The organism is Devosia sp., assembly GCF_014860165.1.
Taxonomy (GTDB): Bacteria; Pseudomonadota; Alphaproteobacteria; order Rhizobiales; family Devosiaceae; genus Devosia.
Genome location: NZ_JACZKG010000052.1, coordinates 41,914 through 57,299, shown reverse-complemented (window position 1 = coordinate 57,299; position 15,386 = coordinate 41,914). Strand labels below are relative to the sequence as shown.

Genomic DNA, 15,386 nt, shown 5'->3' with positions numbered 1-15,386 from the left:
CATGTGGCGGATCGGCATTACAGGCTCGATCGCGACGGGCAAATCCACGGTGCTAAAGGCCTTTGCCGATCTGGGCGTGCCGGTTTTCTCGGCCGATGAAGCGGTCGCCGAGCTCTATGCGGGGGAGGCGGTGGCACCGGTCGAAGCGCTTTTCCCCGGAGTTACCACTGGCGGTCATGTCGACAAAACCCTGCTGTCTCAGCGCCTTGCCGCCGATCCCACCGGTTTCAAACGGCTTGAAGCCGTGGTGCATCCGCTGGTCCGCGCCCGCATAGCGCGCTTCATGGACGAAGCCGAGGCAGCCGGGCATGCGCTGGCGGTGGTGGAAGTGCCGCTGCTGTTCGAGAGCGGCTACGACTATGGCTTTGATGCCGTGGCCGTCACCTGGGTCGATGAGGCCATCCAGCGACAGCGCGCCTTGGCGCGACCCGGAATGAGCGGGGAAAAGCTCGATACCATCCTTGCCCGACAGCTGCCACAGGCGGAAAAGAAGGCACGTGCCACCTATCTCTTCGATACCGGAATGCCGAAATCGAAGACGGTGGACATGGTCGCCGCGCTTGTTGCGAGCATCCGAGCCAAAGGGCCAAAGCATTGAATCGCGAGATCGTTCTCGATACCGAAACCACCGGCCTGTCGCCCGCCATGGGCGATCGGCTGGTCGAAATCGGCTGTGTCGAGCTGATCAACCACATCCCATCGGGCCGCCACTACCACGTCTATCTCAATCCGCAGCGCTCCATGCCCGAGGAGGCGTTTCGCGTGCATGGGCTGAGCGACGAATTCCTGGCCGACAAGCCCCTGTTCAAGTCCGTGGCGCAGGACTTCCGCGACTTCCTAGGTGATGCCACGCTGGTCATCCACAATGCGCCCTTCGACATGGGCTTCCTCAATGCCGAACTGGAACGATCAGGCCAGCGGCCGCTGGGCAACCAGGTCATCGATACGGTGATGCTGGCGCGCGACAAGCATCCGGGCGCCCGGGTGAGCCTGGATGCGCTGTGCAAGCATTACGGCATCGACAATTCCCGCCGCACGCTGCATGGCGCACTGCTCGATAGCCAGATCCTGGCCGAGGTCTATCTCGAGCTCATCGGCGGCAAGCAGGTGAGCCTGGCGCTGATCTCGGAATCCCGGGTGTCGGGCGCCCAAGCCATCGCCACCCGCATTGTTGCCGCGCCCCGTCCGGCGCCACTGCCATCCCGCCTCCTGGCCGATGAATTTGCGGCGCATGAACGCCTCGTTGCGTCGCTCGGTCCCGATTCGATCTGGGCCAAATATGCCGGCGCCATGGATGGCGGGGACAACAACGTCGCGGCGGAATGAAAAAAGCCCCGCCGGAGCGGGGCTTTGAGTCTCACATCACCAGCCCCTTAGTTGGGCTTATCGGTCTCAGCTGCAGACGCGGTCAGCGGCGCTGCGCCCTGCTGGGCGGCCAGCTTGGCCAGGTTCTGGCGATAGATGGCGGCGAAATCGACCGGCTCCATCATCAGCGGCGGGAAACCGCCCTGCTGGGTGGTGCTGGCGAGCACCTGACGCGCGAACGGGAAGATCAGCCGCGGGCATTCGATCATCAGCAACTGGCTGAGCTGGGCCTCGGGCACGTTCTTGAGGCGAAACACGCCGCCATAGACGAGCTCGACATTGAACAGCACCACGGCTTCTCTGTTAGCCTTGGCATTGAGCGTCAGCTCAACCGCATACATGTCGTCGGCCTGCTTCTTGACGCCCACCGAGATGGAAACGTTGAAGGCCGGATTGCCGCCGCCCGCCATGATCGAGCCGGGCGCACCCGGATTCTCGAAGCTGAGATCGCGGATATACTGGCCTACCAGGTTCATCGAGGGCAGGTTTGCTGGGCTCGGGGCCGCGCTGCCCTGGGTATCGTCAGCCATATGCTGTAGTCCTTCACAAGGAAATTGCTGGGGGCGTGGCTAGCATCTTTGCCGGGAAGCGACAAGCTGGCGCTGCCTAGCGTGGCCGGTAGTCGTCCTGGTCGAGGTCGATGCTGCCCTCGCCCCCAAGCCGCGGCCCGGCCTGGCCCGATGTATGGCGGAAGCTCGATGTCTCGACCACGGTTACCCGGCTGGCGAGGGCCGCATAGATCCAGCCGCGCACCGGCGGCAGCAGGAGCGCTAGTGCCACCACGTCGCTGAGGAATCCCGGCAGCACCAGGAAGAGGGCCGCGACACCAATCATCATGGCGTCGGCAATGGTACGGCCCGGCATCTGGCCCCTGTCGACATTGCTGCGCAACTGCCCGAGCACCGACAGCCCCTGCTGGCGCAGCAGCAATCCGCCCAGCAGGGCCGCACCAATGACCAGGGCCAGCGTCGGCCAGAGCCCGATGGTCTGGCCGACTTTGATGAAGATGGCGATCTCGATAAGCGGCAGGGCAATGAGGCCGAGGGCTAAAAATCGTGCCAAGGTCAGGGTTTCCTTCTCTCCGCCTATGCGGCAAAACGCTTGCTCTCCCCAGTGTGAACTGGTTTTGGGGTGAGGCTTTGCCTATATATAGGCCAAATGAAGCGCTCAACGAGCGCTGCAGCGTCGATTTTCTCCGGCGCGTTCAGGTAAGGTGCATTGCCCAATGGATGAATTCTTCGACCTGCCCACCCTCATCGTGATTGCCGTGGCCGTCTTCGTGCTGTTCCGGCTGCGGTCGGTACTGGGCACCAGGACCGGCACTGAGCGGCCGCCGGTGGAGCGGCGCAAGCCCGCACCCGCAGAGTCCGCCGAAGAAACCGTGGTGCCGCTGCGCCCCCGCGGCACGGCTGCCCCCGAGCTCGACGATGAGCGCCGCGCCCGCAAGACCGAGGCCGAAATCGAGCAGCTCTCCCATGGCGATGCCGAACTGGCCGCCGGCCTGCGGGCCGTGGTCGAGGCCGATCCGACCTTCACCCCCAAATCCTTCCTCGACGGGGCCAAGCAGGCCTACGAGATGATCGTCACCGGCTATGCCGCCGGGGACCGGCAGACGCTCAAGAACCTGCTGGAAAAGGACGTGTTCGAAGGTTTCCAGCGCGCCATCGCCGAGCGCGAGGCCGCCGGCCAGACCGTGGACTTCACCTTTGTCGGCCTGCCGAAGGTCGAAATCTCCGAGGCCGAATATGATCGCAAGAACGTCCTGATCACCGTGCGCTTCCATGCCGAGGTGGTGTCGGCCACCCGCGACAAGGATGGCACCCTGGTCGAGGGCCATGCCGAGCAGGTGCAGACCATCGCCGATGAATGGACCTTCGCCCGCAATCCCAAATCGCGCGACCCGAACTGGAAGGTCGTCACCACCAGCCAGCTCGACTGATCCAACAGGGCGGCCCGGCGGCGTCACACAACCATGTCCAAGCGTGATCCCAGGCGCCTGCCGCATGACTTCCACCTGTGGACGGCCGTGGCATCGACGGTTGACCCGCTGCGCCGCAAGGGCCTGCTGAAATTCGGCAGCGTGCCCCTGCCGCTGCCGCCCGAAGAGCCGGCGCCTGCCGCGGTGGCCACCAAGGCCCCGCCCAGGCGCCAGCCGCCCCGCCAGCCCTTCCTGCCGCCCTATCAGGCGCCATCGCCATCCGCCACCCTGCCCGACAAGGCCGTCGATCCGGCCATCCGCAAGAAGGTGGGCCGTGGCCGTATCGATATCGATGGGCGCATTGACCTGCATGGCATGACCCAGAACGAGGCGCGATCGGCTTTGCATGGCTTCATCCGCGCCCGCTTCAACCGGGGCGACCGCACGGTTTTGGTCATTACCGGTAAGGGCGCCAAGACCGACAATGACTATATCGCCGCCATGACCGAGCGCGGCGTGCTGCGCACCATGCTGCCAGTCTGGCTCAACGAGCCGGGTCTGGCGCCCATGGTCTCGGGCTGGAGCGTTGCGGCGCGCGGTCACGGTGGAGAGGGGGCGTGGTATGTGCGCCTGCGCCGCGCATGACCCCCCTGGGCGCCAGGATCCGCGAATTGCGCGAGGCCCGCGGCATTTCGCTCAAGCAGATGGCGGCGGCGCTCAATGTGTCGAGCGCCTATCTCTCCGCCCTCGAGCATGGCCGGCGCGGCAAGCCCACCGGCTTCCTGCTGCATCGCATCATCGCCTTCTTCAACGTCATCTGGGACGAGGCCGAGGAATTGCAGCGCCTGGCCGAAATGAGCGACCCCAAGGTGACCATCGACACCGGTGGCCTCGTGCCCGAGGCGACGGAACTGACCAACCGGCTGGCGGCCGATATCGGCAAGCTCGATGCTGAAGACCTCAAGTTCCTTCATAACGAGCTGGTCCGCCGTTCGGGCAAGTCGCGCGCCTGAGAGGCGCTGGAAAAGCACAGCAATAGGGCGTATTTTCAAGATATCTGCAGGAGGAGGTTATCATGCGCACTTTAGGTGTCGCGGCCATCCTTGCCGCGTTGACCATGCCCACACTCTCCGCCGACCTGACGCCGAGCGCCATCCGGGCCCTGCTGGAGGGGCAGGACGCGACCGCGGTGGTGCGATCGCTCGATGAAAGCGTCTGGAACGGATTTCTGGCCCATGTCGAGGCCGGTGATCGCGGCTGGATCGACCTCGTGCCGCTGCTGGCTCCCGGTACGGATGCCGGCACGTCGGAAAGCCTCACCATCAGCCTCTCTCGCGCGCTCAAATCCAATCCGGCCGGCGTGCTGAATGTGCTGGCTGCCGATCACTATAGTGCCGCCGATATCTGCGGGGATAACGACATAGAGGTGTCGCTCTTCGAGGCGGTAGCGTTCATCGACGAGGCGCTGGTCAAGGTCGCCGCGGTGATGGACCCGGCGCTGAGCGAAGCGCGTAACGAATGCCTCTATGCGCTGACCGATGCGCGGATTTCGGCGCTGATCTGAGGCTCTCACCCCGGCCTTCCGCTGAACGCGTCAGGCCGTCCCTCTCCCTCAGGGGGAGAGGGGAAGACACCAGACCCTACAGCACGAACTTGCTCAGGTCCTGATCGGCCGCCAGCACGCCCACCTTCTCGGCAACGAAGGCCGCGTCGATGGTGATGGTCTGGCCCTGCTTGTCGGGCGCTTCGAAGCTGATGTCTTCCACCAGCCGCTCCATCACCGTCTGCAGGCGCCTTGCGCCAATATTCTCGACCGAATTGTTGACCTTGACCGCCGCGTCGGCAATGGCCTCGATCGCGTCCTTGGTGAAGTCCAGCGTCACCCCCTCGGTGCCCATCAGCGCCACATATTGCTTGATCAGGCTGTTGTCGGTGTCGCTGAGGATGCGGATGAAATCCTCGCGCGTCAGGGCCTTGAGCTCCACCCGGATCGGCAGGCGGCCCTGCAGTTCCGGCAGCAGGTCGCTGGGCTTGCTCACATGGAATGCGCCCGAGGCGATGAACAGGATATGGTCGGTGCTGACAGGGCCATATTTGGTCGACACCGTGGTGCCTTCGATCAGCGGCAGGAGATCGCGCTGCACGCCCTCGCGCGATGGACCGCCCGATACGCCGCCCTCGCGATGGGCCACCTTGTCGATCTCATCGATGAAGACGATGCCGTGGTTTTCCACCAGCTCGATGGCTTCGCTCTTGAGCTGGTCCTGGTCGAGCAGCTTGTCGGCCTCTTCGGCGATCAGCGGCTCATAGGCGTCCTTGACCTTGATCTTGCGCTTGACCCCGCGCCCGCCCATGGCGGACTTGAACATGTCGCTGAGATTGATCATGCCGATGCCGCCATTGGGCATGCCGGGGATCTCGAAGCCCCCGGTATTGGGCGCCGGCTGCATTTCGATTTCGATCTCGCTGTCGTCAAGCTCGTTGGCCCGCAGCTTTTTCCGGAAACTATCGCGGGTCGAGGGCGCGGCCGAATTGCCCACCAGGGCGTCGAGCACACGGTTCTCGGCATTGGCATGGGCCTGCGCCTGCACGTCGGCACGGCGCTTGTCGCGCAACACGGCAATGCCGGCTTCCACCAGGTCCCGGATGATCTGCTCGACGTCGCGGCCGACATAGCCCACCTCAGTGAACTTGGTGGCTTCCACCTTGATGAACGGGGCCTGGGCCAGGCGCGCCAGGCGGCGCGAAATCTCGGTCTTGCCGACGCCGGTTGGCCCGATCATCAGAATATTCTTGGGCGTGATCTCGCGGCGCAGCTCGGGCGAAAGCTGCTGCCGGCGCCAGCGGTTGCGCAGGGCCACGGCCACGGCGCGCTTGGCGTCATGCTGGCCGACAATATTGCGATCGAGCTCGCTCACGATCTCGCGTGGGGAAAAGTTGGTTTCAGACATTCTCGTTCGTCTTTCCTGGTGCCTCGTCGAGGAAGCGCACCATCATGTGTTCGTCGATATAGCGACCGTTCACTTGGAGGCAGCGGGGATCGGTGCCGTAGGTCTTGAACCCCGCCTTTTCATAGAGCCGGATAGCGGGCGCATTGTGGGCACCCACCATCAGGTGGAGCTGGATGACATGGGCCCGGGCATGCTCGGCAACCGCTTCCAACATGGCTAGCGCTGCACCAGTGCCGCGCATGGCCTGGGTTACATAGACCTGCATCACCCAGCCCCGATGGCGCTCCCGCTCGCCATCATCGATGGCGAAGGCGGCGATGCCGGCCAATTCTCCGGCATCGGTGATGACGCCGAAATAGGTCAGGCTGGTCAGCTGGGTGACCAGCGTCGCATCCGACCGTGCCGAGAACGCCTCGGGCGACGTGCCATAGGATTCGGGGTGATTGACCAGCGCTTCGAGCCTGATGGCGCGATAGGCGGTAACATCGGCACCCGTCAGCTGGCGGATCGAATAGCTCACGCGTCCAGCTCGATGGTTTCGAGCGTCACATTGCCATTGGTGTAGACGCAGACCTGCTCGGCAATCTTCATGGCGCGCCGCGCGATGTCCTCGGCGTCGAGTTCGGTCGCATCGGCCAGCGCCAACGCGGCGCTGAGCGCGTAATTGCCGCCCGAGCCGATGGCGGTGACGCCATGGTCGGGGGTCAGCACGTCGCCGGTGCCGGTCAGCACCAGCGTCTCGCGCTTGTCTGCCACGATCATCATGGCTTCGAGCTTGCGCAGATAGCGATCGGTGCGCCAGTCCTTGGCCAGCTCGACCGCGGCGCGCATCAGTTGATCAGGATATTGCTCGAGCCGGGCTTCGAGGCGTTCGAACAGCGTGAAGGCATCGGCGGTGGACCCGGCAAAGCCGCCGATCACCTTGCCACCGGCCAGGCGTCGCACCTTCTTGGCGCCGTGCTTCATCACGGTCTGGCCCATGGAAACCTGGCCATCGCCAGCCACCACGACCTTGTTGCCCTTGCGCACGGAAACGATCGTCGTCCCGTGCCAGCCGGGAAATGCACTGTCACTCATTTGGGGAGGTACTCCAGAACTGTTGGCTGATATTTAGGAGCGTCGCCAAGGAATGCAATGCGTGCCGAAGCGCCGGTCGGCCTGCGGGCCTCCGGATGTGCTGCCGTGATGGCGAGGCTTTGCCCCGAGCGGGCAGACCGCAAAATGAAAGAGGCAAAGCCTCGCCGTCACGCCGGGATTTGAGACGGGTCCGGGCCAGGTACGCTGTATCGCAAGCGCAGCTGCCGAGTTCCCCCCGCCGGGCCGGACGACTCCGACCCCACCGGCATTCCCGCACACGACCGTTCGTCGCGACCGCGCAGTGTTGTGCGGGAACGGGGCCAGTATGAACCGGGATGGCAGGGCGTGGATAAGTTTGCGATCAGGGGACCGCAACCCAATCTTCACGTCATCATGCCTATCTGCTAGAGAGCCGCCGTATTCCCGGAGACCGCCATGCGCAGCGCCAGCATTTCCCGCAAGACCAACGAGACCGAGATTTCCGTCTCGGTGAACCTCGACGGCACGGGCGCGCATGCCATGGCGACCGGCATCGGCTTTCTCGATCACATGCTCGACCAGCTCAGCCGCCACTCGCTCATCGACATGGATATTGCCTGCAAGGGCGACCTGCATATCGATTTCCACCACACGGCGGAAGATGTGGGCATCGCGCTGGGCCAGGCCATTGCCAAGGCGCTGGGCGATAAGCGCGGCATCCGCCGCTACGCCTCGGCCGACCTGCCCATGGACGGCACGCTGACCCGCGCTGCGCTGGACGTTTCGGGCCGTCCGTTCCTGGTGTTCCGGGCCGAATTCTCGCGCGACAAGGTCGGCGAGATGGATACCGAGCTGTTCCGCGAATTCTTCCAGGCCTTCACCATGAATGCCGGGATTACCCTCCATATCGAGAACTTCTACACCGACAACAACCATCACCTGGCCGAGTCCATGTTCAAGGCGGTGGCACGGGCCCTGCGCGAGGCGGTGGAGATCGACCCGCGCGTGGGCGACCGGGTGCCGAGCACCAAGGGCACGCTCTAGGCTTTTGTTTTCCGGCCTTTTGCACTAATTCACCCACAACCACGGTGTCACCCCGGCGAAGGCCGGGGTCCATCCTGACATATCGAGATGGATTCCGGCCTCCGCCGGAATGACATCGCGCACTTTGGAGCGTCCGGTGACCCTCTACGCCATTTTCGATCCCAAGCCCGGCAAGACCGACCTGCCCGCTGCGATTCCGGAGACATTCTCCTGGTTTGCCGCCCTGCTGCCGCCGTTGTTCCTGTTGGCGCATGGGCTCTGGCTGGAGCTGGTCGCCTGGGTCTTGGCCGTGCTGGCGCTCGTCGTGCTGTCCGGTTTCATCGGGGACGATGCGGCCGTGCTGCTCTATGCCCTGGGCGCCGCCTGGCTGGGCTTTGCTGCACCCGGCCTCCGCCGCCACGCCCTCGCCTGGCGCGGCTGGACCCACCGCGGCGAGCGCGTCGCTGTCAGCACCGACATGGCGCAACTGGAGGCGATCCGATGAGTCTCGTCACCATCATCGACTATGGCGCTGGCAACCTGCATTCGGCCCAGAAGGCCTTCGAGCGCATGGCGACGCCGCTCGGGATCACGGTGGAAGTCACCGCCGACCCCGAACGCGTCCGCATGGCCGACCGCATCATGCTGCCCGGCGTCGGCGCCTTTGCCGACTGCAAGGCGGGCCTCGACGCCGTGCCCGGCATGGTCGAGGTGCTGGAGGAACGCGTCATCCGTTCTGGCGTGCCCTTCCTGGGCGTCTGCGTCGGCATGCAGCTGATGGCGTCTGAGGGCCGCGAGAAGGTGGTGACACCGGGCCTGGGCTGGATCCCCGGCGCGGTCGAAAGGATCAGGCCATCCGATCCTGCGCTCAAGATCCCGCATATGGGCTGGAACACCATTTCGGTGACAAGGCCGCATCCGCTCTTTGCCGGCATCCCCGATGGCCCGGACGGACAGCATGCCTATTTCGTGCACTCCTATCACCTGGTGACAGAGAGCCCGGATACGCTGCTGGCAACGACCGACTATGGCGGGCAGGTCACCGCCTGTGTCGGCCGCGATAATCTGTTCGGCACCCAGTTCCACCCGGAAAAGAGCCAGGCGCTGGGATTGCAGCTGATCGAGAACTTCCTGAGGTGGACGCCGTGATTCTCTTCCCCGCCATCGACCTCAAGGACGGCCAATGCGTGCGCCTCAAGCTGGGCGACATGGACCAGGCGACCGTGTTCAACGACGATCCGGCGGCGCAGGCGAAGAGCTTCGAGGATCAGGGCTTTGAGTATCTCCATGTCGTCGACCTCAACGGCGCCTTTGCCGGCGAGAGCGTCAATGGCGCGGCGGTGGAGGCCATCCTCAAGACGGTGAAGTTCCCGGTGCAGCTGGGCGGTGGCATCCGCACGCTTGCCCATATCGAGAGCTGGCTGGACAAGGGCCTTGCGCGCGTCATCTTGGGCACCGTGGCGGTGCGCGATCCTGATCTGGTGAAGGAAGCCGCCCGCAAGTGGCCCGGCCAGGTGGCCGTCGGCACCGACGCAAAGGGCGGCATGGTGGCGGTTGAGGGCTGGGCCGAGACGTCGGAACTATCAATCATCGAACTGGCCAAGCGCTTCGAAGGCGCTGGGGTGGCGGCCATCATCTATACCGATATCGACCGCGACGGCATACTCGCTGGCATCAACTGGCCCTCGACGCTGGAGCTGGCGCGCTCGACTTCCATCCCGGTCATCGCCTCGGGCGGTCTCGCCTCGATGGCCGATATCGAGCGCATGGTGCAACCGGACTACCAGATCCTCGAAGGGGCCATTTCCGGCCGCGCCCTCTATGACGGCCGCATTGATTCACGTGAAGCACTGGCCATGCTGAGGGCCGCTGCGTGATGGAGCGGGCCGACGGATTTCCGATGCGAAGGTATCGCATTGCGCTTGTGGCGATTGCGATATTCGCCTTCTTCCCGATAGTGCCGACGGCCCTAGCCGTTACTTTGGCTAGCGTGAATGGCTGCAAGTTGCATGAGGGGTTCACCAACCCTTGTGTTATTGCAGGGTCGGATTGGGGAAGTGCGCTTTACCAAATGGGCATGACGTTCTGGTATCTGGTCGGTACTGTTCCCTTGGCCCTGGCGCTGTTTGTCTGCTGCATGATCGTGCTGGGAGTGCATCGGGGTAGCTGGCCAAATCGGACGAACCAGCCATGAAGACCCCGCGTCAAGTAATGATCGAGAAGGTCACCTGGTGGTGGTATCTCGTCCCCATCATCCCCATCTTGGCTGTTGAAGCACTGGCCATGCTGAAGGCCGCTGCGTGATGACCCACGACGAACCAAGTTCTGTGCGCCTCAAATTTGTTGTCGGGATCGCTCTGGTTTTCGCGGCATTGGCGGTTCTCGGCGCGATTGTTCCAGAATTCCTCAGATTATACGTCTGCCCGGAATGGAACCTAAAATCGAATCCCGTCTGCGTCGTCATGGGTGCCGATGTGGGCTCGCTAATGAGTTTGGGTACCCTCTCGTACATTCTCCTATTTGGGGTGGCGATGATTATCGGCCTTATCGCCTCGGTCGTGCTGCCAATACTGATAGTCCATGAGATGGTGCGCAAGAAGTGAGGGCGCCGCGCCACATCATGATCGAGAAGGTCACCTGGTGGTGGTATCTCGTCCCCATCATTCCCATCTTGGCGGTGGGGTATGCGGCCCTCATCAATGTTCTGCCATCATGGGCACTGCTCGTCGCCGTCTTTGCCTTTTTCATGTGGCTGTTCTCGCTGCTCTTCACCGTCTTCCGCACGGTGATGCAGCGGTTCAAGGCCAATAAGGAACCCCGTCAATGACGCTCAAGACCCGCCTCATTCCCTGCCTCGACGTGATGGGTGGTCGCGTGGTGAAGGGCGTGCAATTCGTCGACCTGCGCGATGCGGGCGACCCCGTCGAAGCCGCCATGGCCTATGATGCGGCGGGGGCCGATGAGCTGACCTTTCTCGACATCACCGCCAGCCACGAGGGCCGCGACACCATTTTCGACGTGGTGGCGCGCACGGCCGATCACTGCTTCATGCCGGTGACCGTTGGTGGCGGGGTGCGCAGCATCGAGGATATCCGCAAGCTCCTCCTGGCCGGCGCCGACAAGGTGGCGATCAATTCGGCGGCTGTGAACGACCCCGATTTCATTTCCCGTGCCGCCGACAAGTTCGGCAACCAGTGCATCGTCGTTTCCGTCGATGCCAAGCAGCGGCTCAGCGAGCGCGTCGGTGGCGACAATCGCTCCGAGTGGGAGATCTTCACCCATGGCGGCCGCAAGCCGACGGGCCTCGACGCGGTGGAATTCGCGGTTCGCATGGTCGAACGCGGCGCCGGCGAATTGCTGGTGACCTCGATGGACCGCGATGGCACCAAGTCCGGCTTCGACCTCAAGCTGACCCGCGCCATTGCCGATGCCGTGGAAGTGCCGGTCATCGCCTCCGGCGGCGTCGGCAAGCTGCAGGACCTGGTCGATGGCGTGATCGAGGGCCATGCCAGCGCCGTGCTGGCGGCCTCGATCTTCCACTTCGGCACCTTCACCATTCCCCAGGCCAAGCAATATCTGCGCGACCATGGTGTCGCCGTGCGCATGGACCGGGCGGCTTAGGTCGTAGTGACGCGACGACGAAAGTTTGCTCTAAGCCTTCAAAACCCACCGCGTCACCCCGGCGAAGGCCGGGGTCCATGTCCGTAACGATGGCGCCCACCGCGTTGATGGTTCGATACATGGATTCCGGCCTTCGCCGGAATGACTCCCGGTATCTACGGGAGACTGTGCCTATGACCCTCGACGACCTCGAAGCCCGCATCGCCCTGCGCGCGGCCGCCTCGCCCGATGAAAGCTACACGGCAAAACTCATCGCCCGCGGCATGGAAAAATGCGCGCAGAAATTGGGCGAGGAAGCCACGGAAGCCGTGATCGCGGCAGTGACGGGCAATCGCGCCGAGCTGGTCAAGGAGAGCGCTGATCTGCTCTATCACCTGCTGGTGGTGCTGCGCGCCGCCGATCTGCCGCTGGTCGAGGTGATGGCTGAGCTCGATAGCCGCACCGCCCAGTCGGGCCTTGCCGAAAAGGCTTCGCGCGGGGCAGAAGCCTGATGGCGCGGCGTTCATCAGTCCTGGCGCCCTATCACCATTTCACCAAGGCCCAGTGGAGCGCCCTGCGCGCCGACGAGCCGATGACGCTCAATGCCGCCGATATCAAGCGGCTGCGCACGCTCAGCGATCCGATCTCGCTGCATGAGGCCGAGGAGGTCTATCTGCCGCTGACGCGCCTCCTGAGCTTTTATGTCGAGGCCGTGCAGGGCCTGCACAATGTCTCGACCCGCTTCCTCGAGACGCCCGACCAGAAGGTGCCCTTCATCATCGGCGTTGCCGGTTCGGTCGCGGTGGGCAAGTCGACCACCGCCCGTATCCTCCAGGCGCTGCTGCAGCGCTGGCCGTCGAGCCCCAAGGTCGATCTCGTGACCACGGATGGCTTTCTCTATCCGAACGCGATCCTGGCCGAACGTGGCATCATGGAGCGCAAGGGTTTTCCGGAAAGCTACGACCGGCCGCGCTTCGTCAAGTTCCTCTCCGATATCAAGTCGGGCAAGGCTAATGTGCAGGCCCCGGTCTATTCGCACCTGGTCTATGACGTCGTGCCGGGGAGCGAAGTCACCATCGACCGCCCGGATATCCTTGTTGTCGAGGGGCTCAATATCCTCCAGCCGGGGGAATTGCCCAGGGATGGCAAGCCCATCGTCTTCGCCTCGGATTTCATCGATTTCTCGGTCTATATCGACGCCGACAATGACGATCTGGAAGCCTGGTTCATGGAGCGCTTCTTCCGCCTGCGCGAGACCGCCTTCAAGGACCCGACCTCGTTCTTCAGGCGCTTCGCCGAGATGAGCCGGGACGAGGCCGGCGAATTCGGGCGCATGGTCTGGCGCACGATCAACCTGCCCAACCTGCTGGAAAACGTCCTGCCGACCCGCGGCCGCGCCGACCTGGTACTCAAGAAGGGCAAGAACCACCTGATCGAGACGGTGCAGTTGCGGCGGGTGTGAGCCTCTTCACCTTTCCCCCAAAGGGAGAGGTAAGAAGTTCAATACGTCCCGGGTTGCGGCTGGCTGAGGACGATCTGGTTCCCGTCCTTATCGCGGAACTTCGCCGTCTTGAAGAAGCCACCCATGGCCTTGGACACGGGCGTGAGCCCCAGCAGGGCCAGCCGACCCAGCTCCTCGCCGAGATCGTCCACCACCAGCGTCAGCACCGAGGCCCCGGCCCGGTCGGCATCGGTATGCACCTGCACCCAGGCACCACCCGGCAGCTTCCATTCGGCCTGGTCGTTCATCGGCCGCGCATCGGCAGGTCGACCAAACAGCCGCTCGTAGAAGTCGAGAGCCTCGGCAATGTCCTCCACCGCGATTCCGGCCAGCGCGTTGGTGATGGTCAAATCAGCATCCTTGGGTTCTGCTCCAAGCTCAACTCTAGCATGGTGACCACAATGGGGCACCGCTGTTGGCGTTTTGCCATGGCGCTGCTATAGGCGAAGCCGAAGAGGTGGAGAGCGGTATGGCGGAGATCAAGGTCGTGGTGGCGGGTGCCGGCGGGCGCATGGGTGCGGCCAATATCCGCGCCGTGGCCGCGCTTGGAGGCCTCGACCTGCATGGCGCGGTGGCGCGGCTGCACGGTGCCGTCGACCGCCCCGGCACCCCCGCCATTGGTCAGGATGCGGGTCTCTATGCCGGCATCGGCGCCTTGGGCATCATCATCACCGACGATATCGACGCGGCGCTTGATGGTGCCGATGCCATCATCGATTTTACCGCCCCGCAGGCCAGTGTCGACCTTGCCGGCAAGGCTGCCGAGCGGGGCCTCATCCATGTCATCGGCACCACTGGCTGCTCGGAGGCCGATGACGCAGCCATTGCCCAGGCCGCGCAGAATGGCGCGCGCATCGTCAAGTCGGGCAATTTCTCGCTCGGCGTCAATGTGCTGGCCAGCCTCGTGCGCAAGGCTGCGGCCATGCTGCCCGAATACGATATCGAAATCCTGGAAATGCACCACAGCCGCAAGGTCGATGCCCCCTCGGGCACGGCGCTGCTGCTCGGCGAGGCCGCTGCCAGGGGCCGCGACATTGCCCTGAGGGATCATTCCGTGCGGGTGCGCGACGGCCATACCGGCCCGCGCGAGCCGGGCACGATCGGCTTTGCCACCCTGCGTGGCGGTACCGTGGTCGGCGACCACTCGGTGATCCTGGCCGGACCCGCCGAGCGCATCGAGCTCAATCACCGGGCCGAGGACCGCTCCATGTTTGCCGGCGGCGCCGCGCGCGCCGCGCTCTGGGCCGCCGGCAAGCCGGCCGGCCTCTACACCATGGCCGACGTCCTCGGCCTCGACTGACCCAGCGCCGCCAGCAAGGCGCAACCAGACCAACCAGCAAGGATGCTTTGATGACCGGTACCCTGATCCTCGTGCGCCACGGCCAGAGCGAGTGGAACCTCCAGAACCTGTTCACGGGCTGGCGCAACCCGAACCTGACCGAGCAGGGGATCGAGGAAGCCCGCGCCACCGGCAAGGCCCTCAAGGCCAAGGGCATTGTCCCCGATCTCTACTACACCTCTGCCCTGCGCCGCGCCCAGCACACGCTCGACCTGATGCTCGAGGAAATGGGCATCGACAATGTTACCATCATCAGGAACGTTGCTCTCAACGAGCGCGACTATGGCGACCTCAGCGGCCTCAACAAGGATGATGCCCGCGCAAAATGGGGCGAGGAACAAGTGCTTATCTGGCGCCGCAGCTATGACGTGCCGCCCCCGGGCGGCGAAAGCCTCAAGGATACCGCGGCGCGCACCCTGCCCTATTACGAGGCCGAAATCGTGCCGCAGCTCAAGGCTGGCAAGACCGTGCTGGTCGCCGCCCATGGCAATTCGCTGCGCGCCATGGTGATGGCCATCGAGAACCTGACGCCCGAACAGATCCTGAAGCGCGAAATCGCTACCGGCCAGCCGACGGTTTACCGGATCGGACCGGATGGGAAGCTGGTGGAGCGGTTGGAGCTTTAGGCTGCGG

Annotated in this window: 23 protein-coding genes; 17 read left to right on the top strand and 6 right to left on the bottom strand. The window is 64.1% G+C overall.

The genetic code is table 11. The features are described 5' to 3' along the window. The first annotated feature begins 1 nt into the window (after position 1). Positions 2–598, top strand: a complete 597-nt coding sequence (gene coaE, locus IH615_RS13060; RefSeq protein WP_291362310.1) for a dephospho-CoA kinase — start codon at positions 2–4, stop codon at positions 596–598. Beyond that, complete coding sequence (gene dnaQ, locus IH615_RS13055) at positions 595–1,326, top strand: DNA polymerase III subunit epsilon (protein WP_291362309.1); 732 nt, start codon at positions 595–597, stop codon at positions 1,324–1,326. Before coaE ends, dnaQ begins: the two co-directional genes overlap by 4 nt. Before the next feature lie 47 nt (positions 1,327–1,373). Here the strand turns inward: dnaQ and secB are convergent, their stop codons facing one another. Together secB and IH615_RS13045 are read right to left on the bottom strand one after the other, a co-directional pair. Continuing rightward, positions 1,374–1,895 carry a protein-export chaperone SecB gene (gene secB / locus IH615_RS13050; protein ID WP_291362308.1) on the bottom strand — a complete coding sequence of 174 codons (522 nt, stop codon included), beginning with the start codon at positions 1,893–1,895 and terminating at the stop codon, positions 1,374–1,376. 76 nt (positions 1,896–1,971) lie between these two features. Further along, positions 1,972–2,427, bottom strand: coding sequence for an FxsA family protein (locus IH615_RS13045; RefSeq protein WP_291362307.1), 456 nt, complete (start codon positions 2,425–2,427; stop codon positions 1,972–1,974). A gap of 163 nt (positions 2,428–2,590) precedes the next feature. Here IH615_RS13045 and IH615_RS13040 point away from each other — a divergent pair, with 163 nt between their 5' ends. From IH615_RS13040 to IH615_RS13025, 4 genes are all read left to right on the top strand, one after another. Beyond that, positions 2,591–3,304: a Tim44/TimA family putative adaptor protein gene (locus tag IH615_RS13040; protein WP_291362306.1), complete on the top strand. Its 714-nt coding sequence runs from the start codon at positions 2,591–2,593 to the stop codon at positions 3,302–3,304. 33 nt (positions 3,305–3,337) lie between these two features. Beyond that, positions 3,338–3,928 carry a Smr/MutS family protein gene (locus IH615_RS13035; protein WP_291362305.1) on the top strand — a complete coding sequence of 197 codons (591 nt, stop codon included), beginning with the start codon at positions 3,338–3,340 and terminating at the stop codon, positions 3,926–3,928. Further along, the gene (locus IH615_RS13030; protein ID WP_291362304.1) at positions 3,925–4,296 is read left to right on the top strand and encodes a helix-turn-helix transcriptional regulator; all 372 of its coding nucleotides are present in this window, start codon (positions 3,925–3,927) and stop codon (positions 4,294–4,296) included. The genes IH615_RS13035 and IH615_RS13030 overlap by 4 nt, the downstream gene beginning before the upstream one ends. A 62-nt stretch (positions 4,297–4,358) precedes the next feature. Then, on the top strand, positions 4,359–4,847 hold the full coding sequence (locus IH615_RS13025) for a hypothetical protein (protein ID WP_291362303.1): 489 nt from the start codon (positions 4,359–4,361) through the stop codon (positions 4,845–4,847). A gap of 76 nt (positions 4,848–4,923) precedes the next feature. Here the strand turns inward: IH615_RS13025 and hslU are convergent, their stop codons facing one another. The 3 genes from hslU to hslV are packed head-to-tail and all read right to left on the bottom strand — an operon-like array spanning position 4,924 to position 7,311. Further along, positions 4,924–6,234 (bottom strand): ATP-dependent protease ATPase subunit HslU, encoded by a 1,311-nt coding sequence (hslU, locus tag IH615_RS13020; protein ID WP_291362302.1) that lies wholly within the window; start codon positions 6,232–6,234, stop codon positions 4,924–4,926. Further along, the gene (locus IH615_RS13015; protein WP_291362301.1) at positions 6,227–6,754 is read right to left on the bottom strand and encodes a GNAT family protein; all 528 of its coding nucleotides are present in this window, start codon (positions 6,752–6,754) and stop codon (positions 6,227–6,229) included. Before IH615_RS13015 ends, hslU begins: the two co-directional genes overlap by 8 nt. Beyond that, positions 6,751–7,311 (bottom strand): ATP-dependent protease subunit HslV, encoded by a 561-nt coding sequence (gene hslV / locus IH615_RS13010; RefSeq protein ID WP_291362300.1) that lies wholly within the window; start codon positions 7,309–7,311, stop codon positions 6,751–6,753. Before hslV ends, IH615_RS13015 begins: the two co-directional genes overlap by 4 nt. A gap of 435 nt (positions 7,312–7,746) precedes the next feature. Here hslV and hisB point away from each other — a divergent pair, with 435 nt between their 5' ends. The 9 genes from hisB (at position 7,747) to coaA (ending at position 13,375) form a co-directional block, all read left to right on the top strand. Then, on the top strand, positions 7,747–8,334 hold the full coding sequence (gene hisB, locus IH615_RS13005) for an imidazoleglycerol-phosphate dehydratase HisB (protein WP_291362299.1): 588 nt from the start codon (positions 7,747–7,749) through the stop codon (positions 8,332–8,334). A 136-nt stretch (positions 8,335–8,470) separates the two neighbouring features. Beyond that, positions 8,471–8,818: a DUF2628 domain-containing protein gene (locus IH615_RS13000; RefSeq protein WP_291362298.1), complete on the top strand. Its 348-nt coding sequence runs from the start codon at positions 8,471–8,473 to the stop codon at positions 8,816–8,818. Next, complete coding sequence (hisH, locus tag IH615_RS12995; RefSeq protein ID WP_291362297.1) at positions 8,815–9,462, top strand: imidazole glycerol phosphate synthase subunit HisH; 648 nt, start codon at positions 8,815–8,817, stop codon at positions 9,460–9,462. Before IH615_RS13000 ends, hisH begins: the two co-directional genes overlap by 4 nt. Continuing rightward, entirely contained in the window at positions 9,459–10,190 is a 732-nt protein-coding gene (hisA, locus tag IH615_RS12990) for a 1-(5-phosphoribosyl)-5-[(5-phosphoribosylamino)methylideneamino]imidazole-4-carboxamide isomerase (RefSeq protein WP_291362296.1), read from the top strand. The genes hisH and hisA overlap by 4 nt, the downstream gene beginning before the upstream one ends. 426 nt (positions 10,191–10,616) lie before the next feature. Beyond that, positions 10,617–10,916, top strand: coding sequence for a hypothetical protein (locus tag IH615_RS12985; protein WP_291362295.1), 300 nt, complete (start codon positions 10,617–10,619; stop codon positions 10,914–10,916). A gap of 17 nt (positions 10,917–10,933) precedes the next feature. Further along, complete coding sequence (locus IH615_RS12980) at positions 10,934–11,140, top strand: hypothetical protein (RefSeq protein ID WP_291362294.1); 207 nt, start codon at positions 10,934–10,936, stop codon at positions 11,138–11,140. Beyond that, a complete protein-coding gene (gene hisF, locus IH615_RS12975; protein ID WP_291362293.1) occupies positions 11,137–11,934 on the top strand; it encodes an imidazole glycerol phosphate synthase subunit HisF in 798 nt (265 codons plus the stop codon). The genes IH615_RS12980 and hisF overlap by 4 nt, the downstream gene beginning before the upstream one ends. Positions 11,935–12,107: 173 nt before the next feature. Beyond that, a complete protein-coding gene (locus IH615_RS12970) occupies positions 12,108–12,425 on the top strand; it encodes a phosphoribosyl-ATP diphosphatase (protein ID WP_291362292.1) in 318 nt (105 codons plus the stop codon). Then, on the top strand, positions 12,425–13,375 hold the full coding sequence (coaA, locus tag IH615_RS12965) for a type I pantothenate kinase (RefSeq protein WP_291362291.1): 951 nt from the start codon (positions 12,425–12,427) through the stop codon (positions 13,373–13,375). Before IH615_RS12970 ends, coaA begins: the two co-directional genes overlap by 1 nt. 38 nt (positions 13,376–13,413) lie before the next feature. On the opposite strand, the gene IH615_RS12960 is transcribed toward coaA, so the two are convergent. Then, positions 13,414–13,764, bottom strand: a complete 351-nt coding sequence (locus IH615_RS12960) for a VOC family protein (RefSeq protein ID WP_291362290.1) — start codon at positions 13,762–13,764, stop codon at positions 13,414–13,416. A 119-nt stretch (positions 13,765–13,883) separates the two neighbouring features. On the opposite strand from IH615_RS12960, the gene dapB reads away from it, so the two are divergent. Next, positions 13,884–14,714 carry a 4-hydroxy-tetrahydrodipicolinate reductase gene (gene dapB, locus IH615_RS12955; RefSeq protein WP_291362289.1) on the top strand — a complete coding sequence of 277 codons (831 nt, stop codon included), beginning with the start codon at positions 13,884–13,886 and terminating at the stop codon, positions 14,712–14,714. A 50-nt stretch (positions 14,715–14,764) separates the two neighbouring features. Beyond that, complete coding sequence (locus IH615_RS12950) at positions 14,765–15,379, top strand: 2,3-bisphosphoglycerate-dependent phosphoglycerate mutase (protein WP_291362288.1); 615 nt, start codon at positions 14,765–14,767, stop codon at positions 15,377–15,379. Positions 15,380–15,386 lie beyond the last annotated feature (7 nt).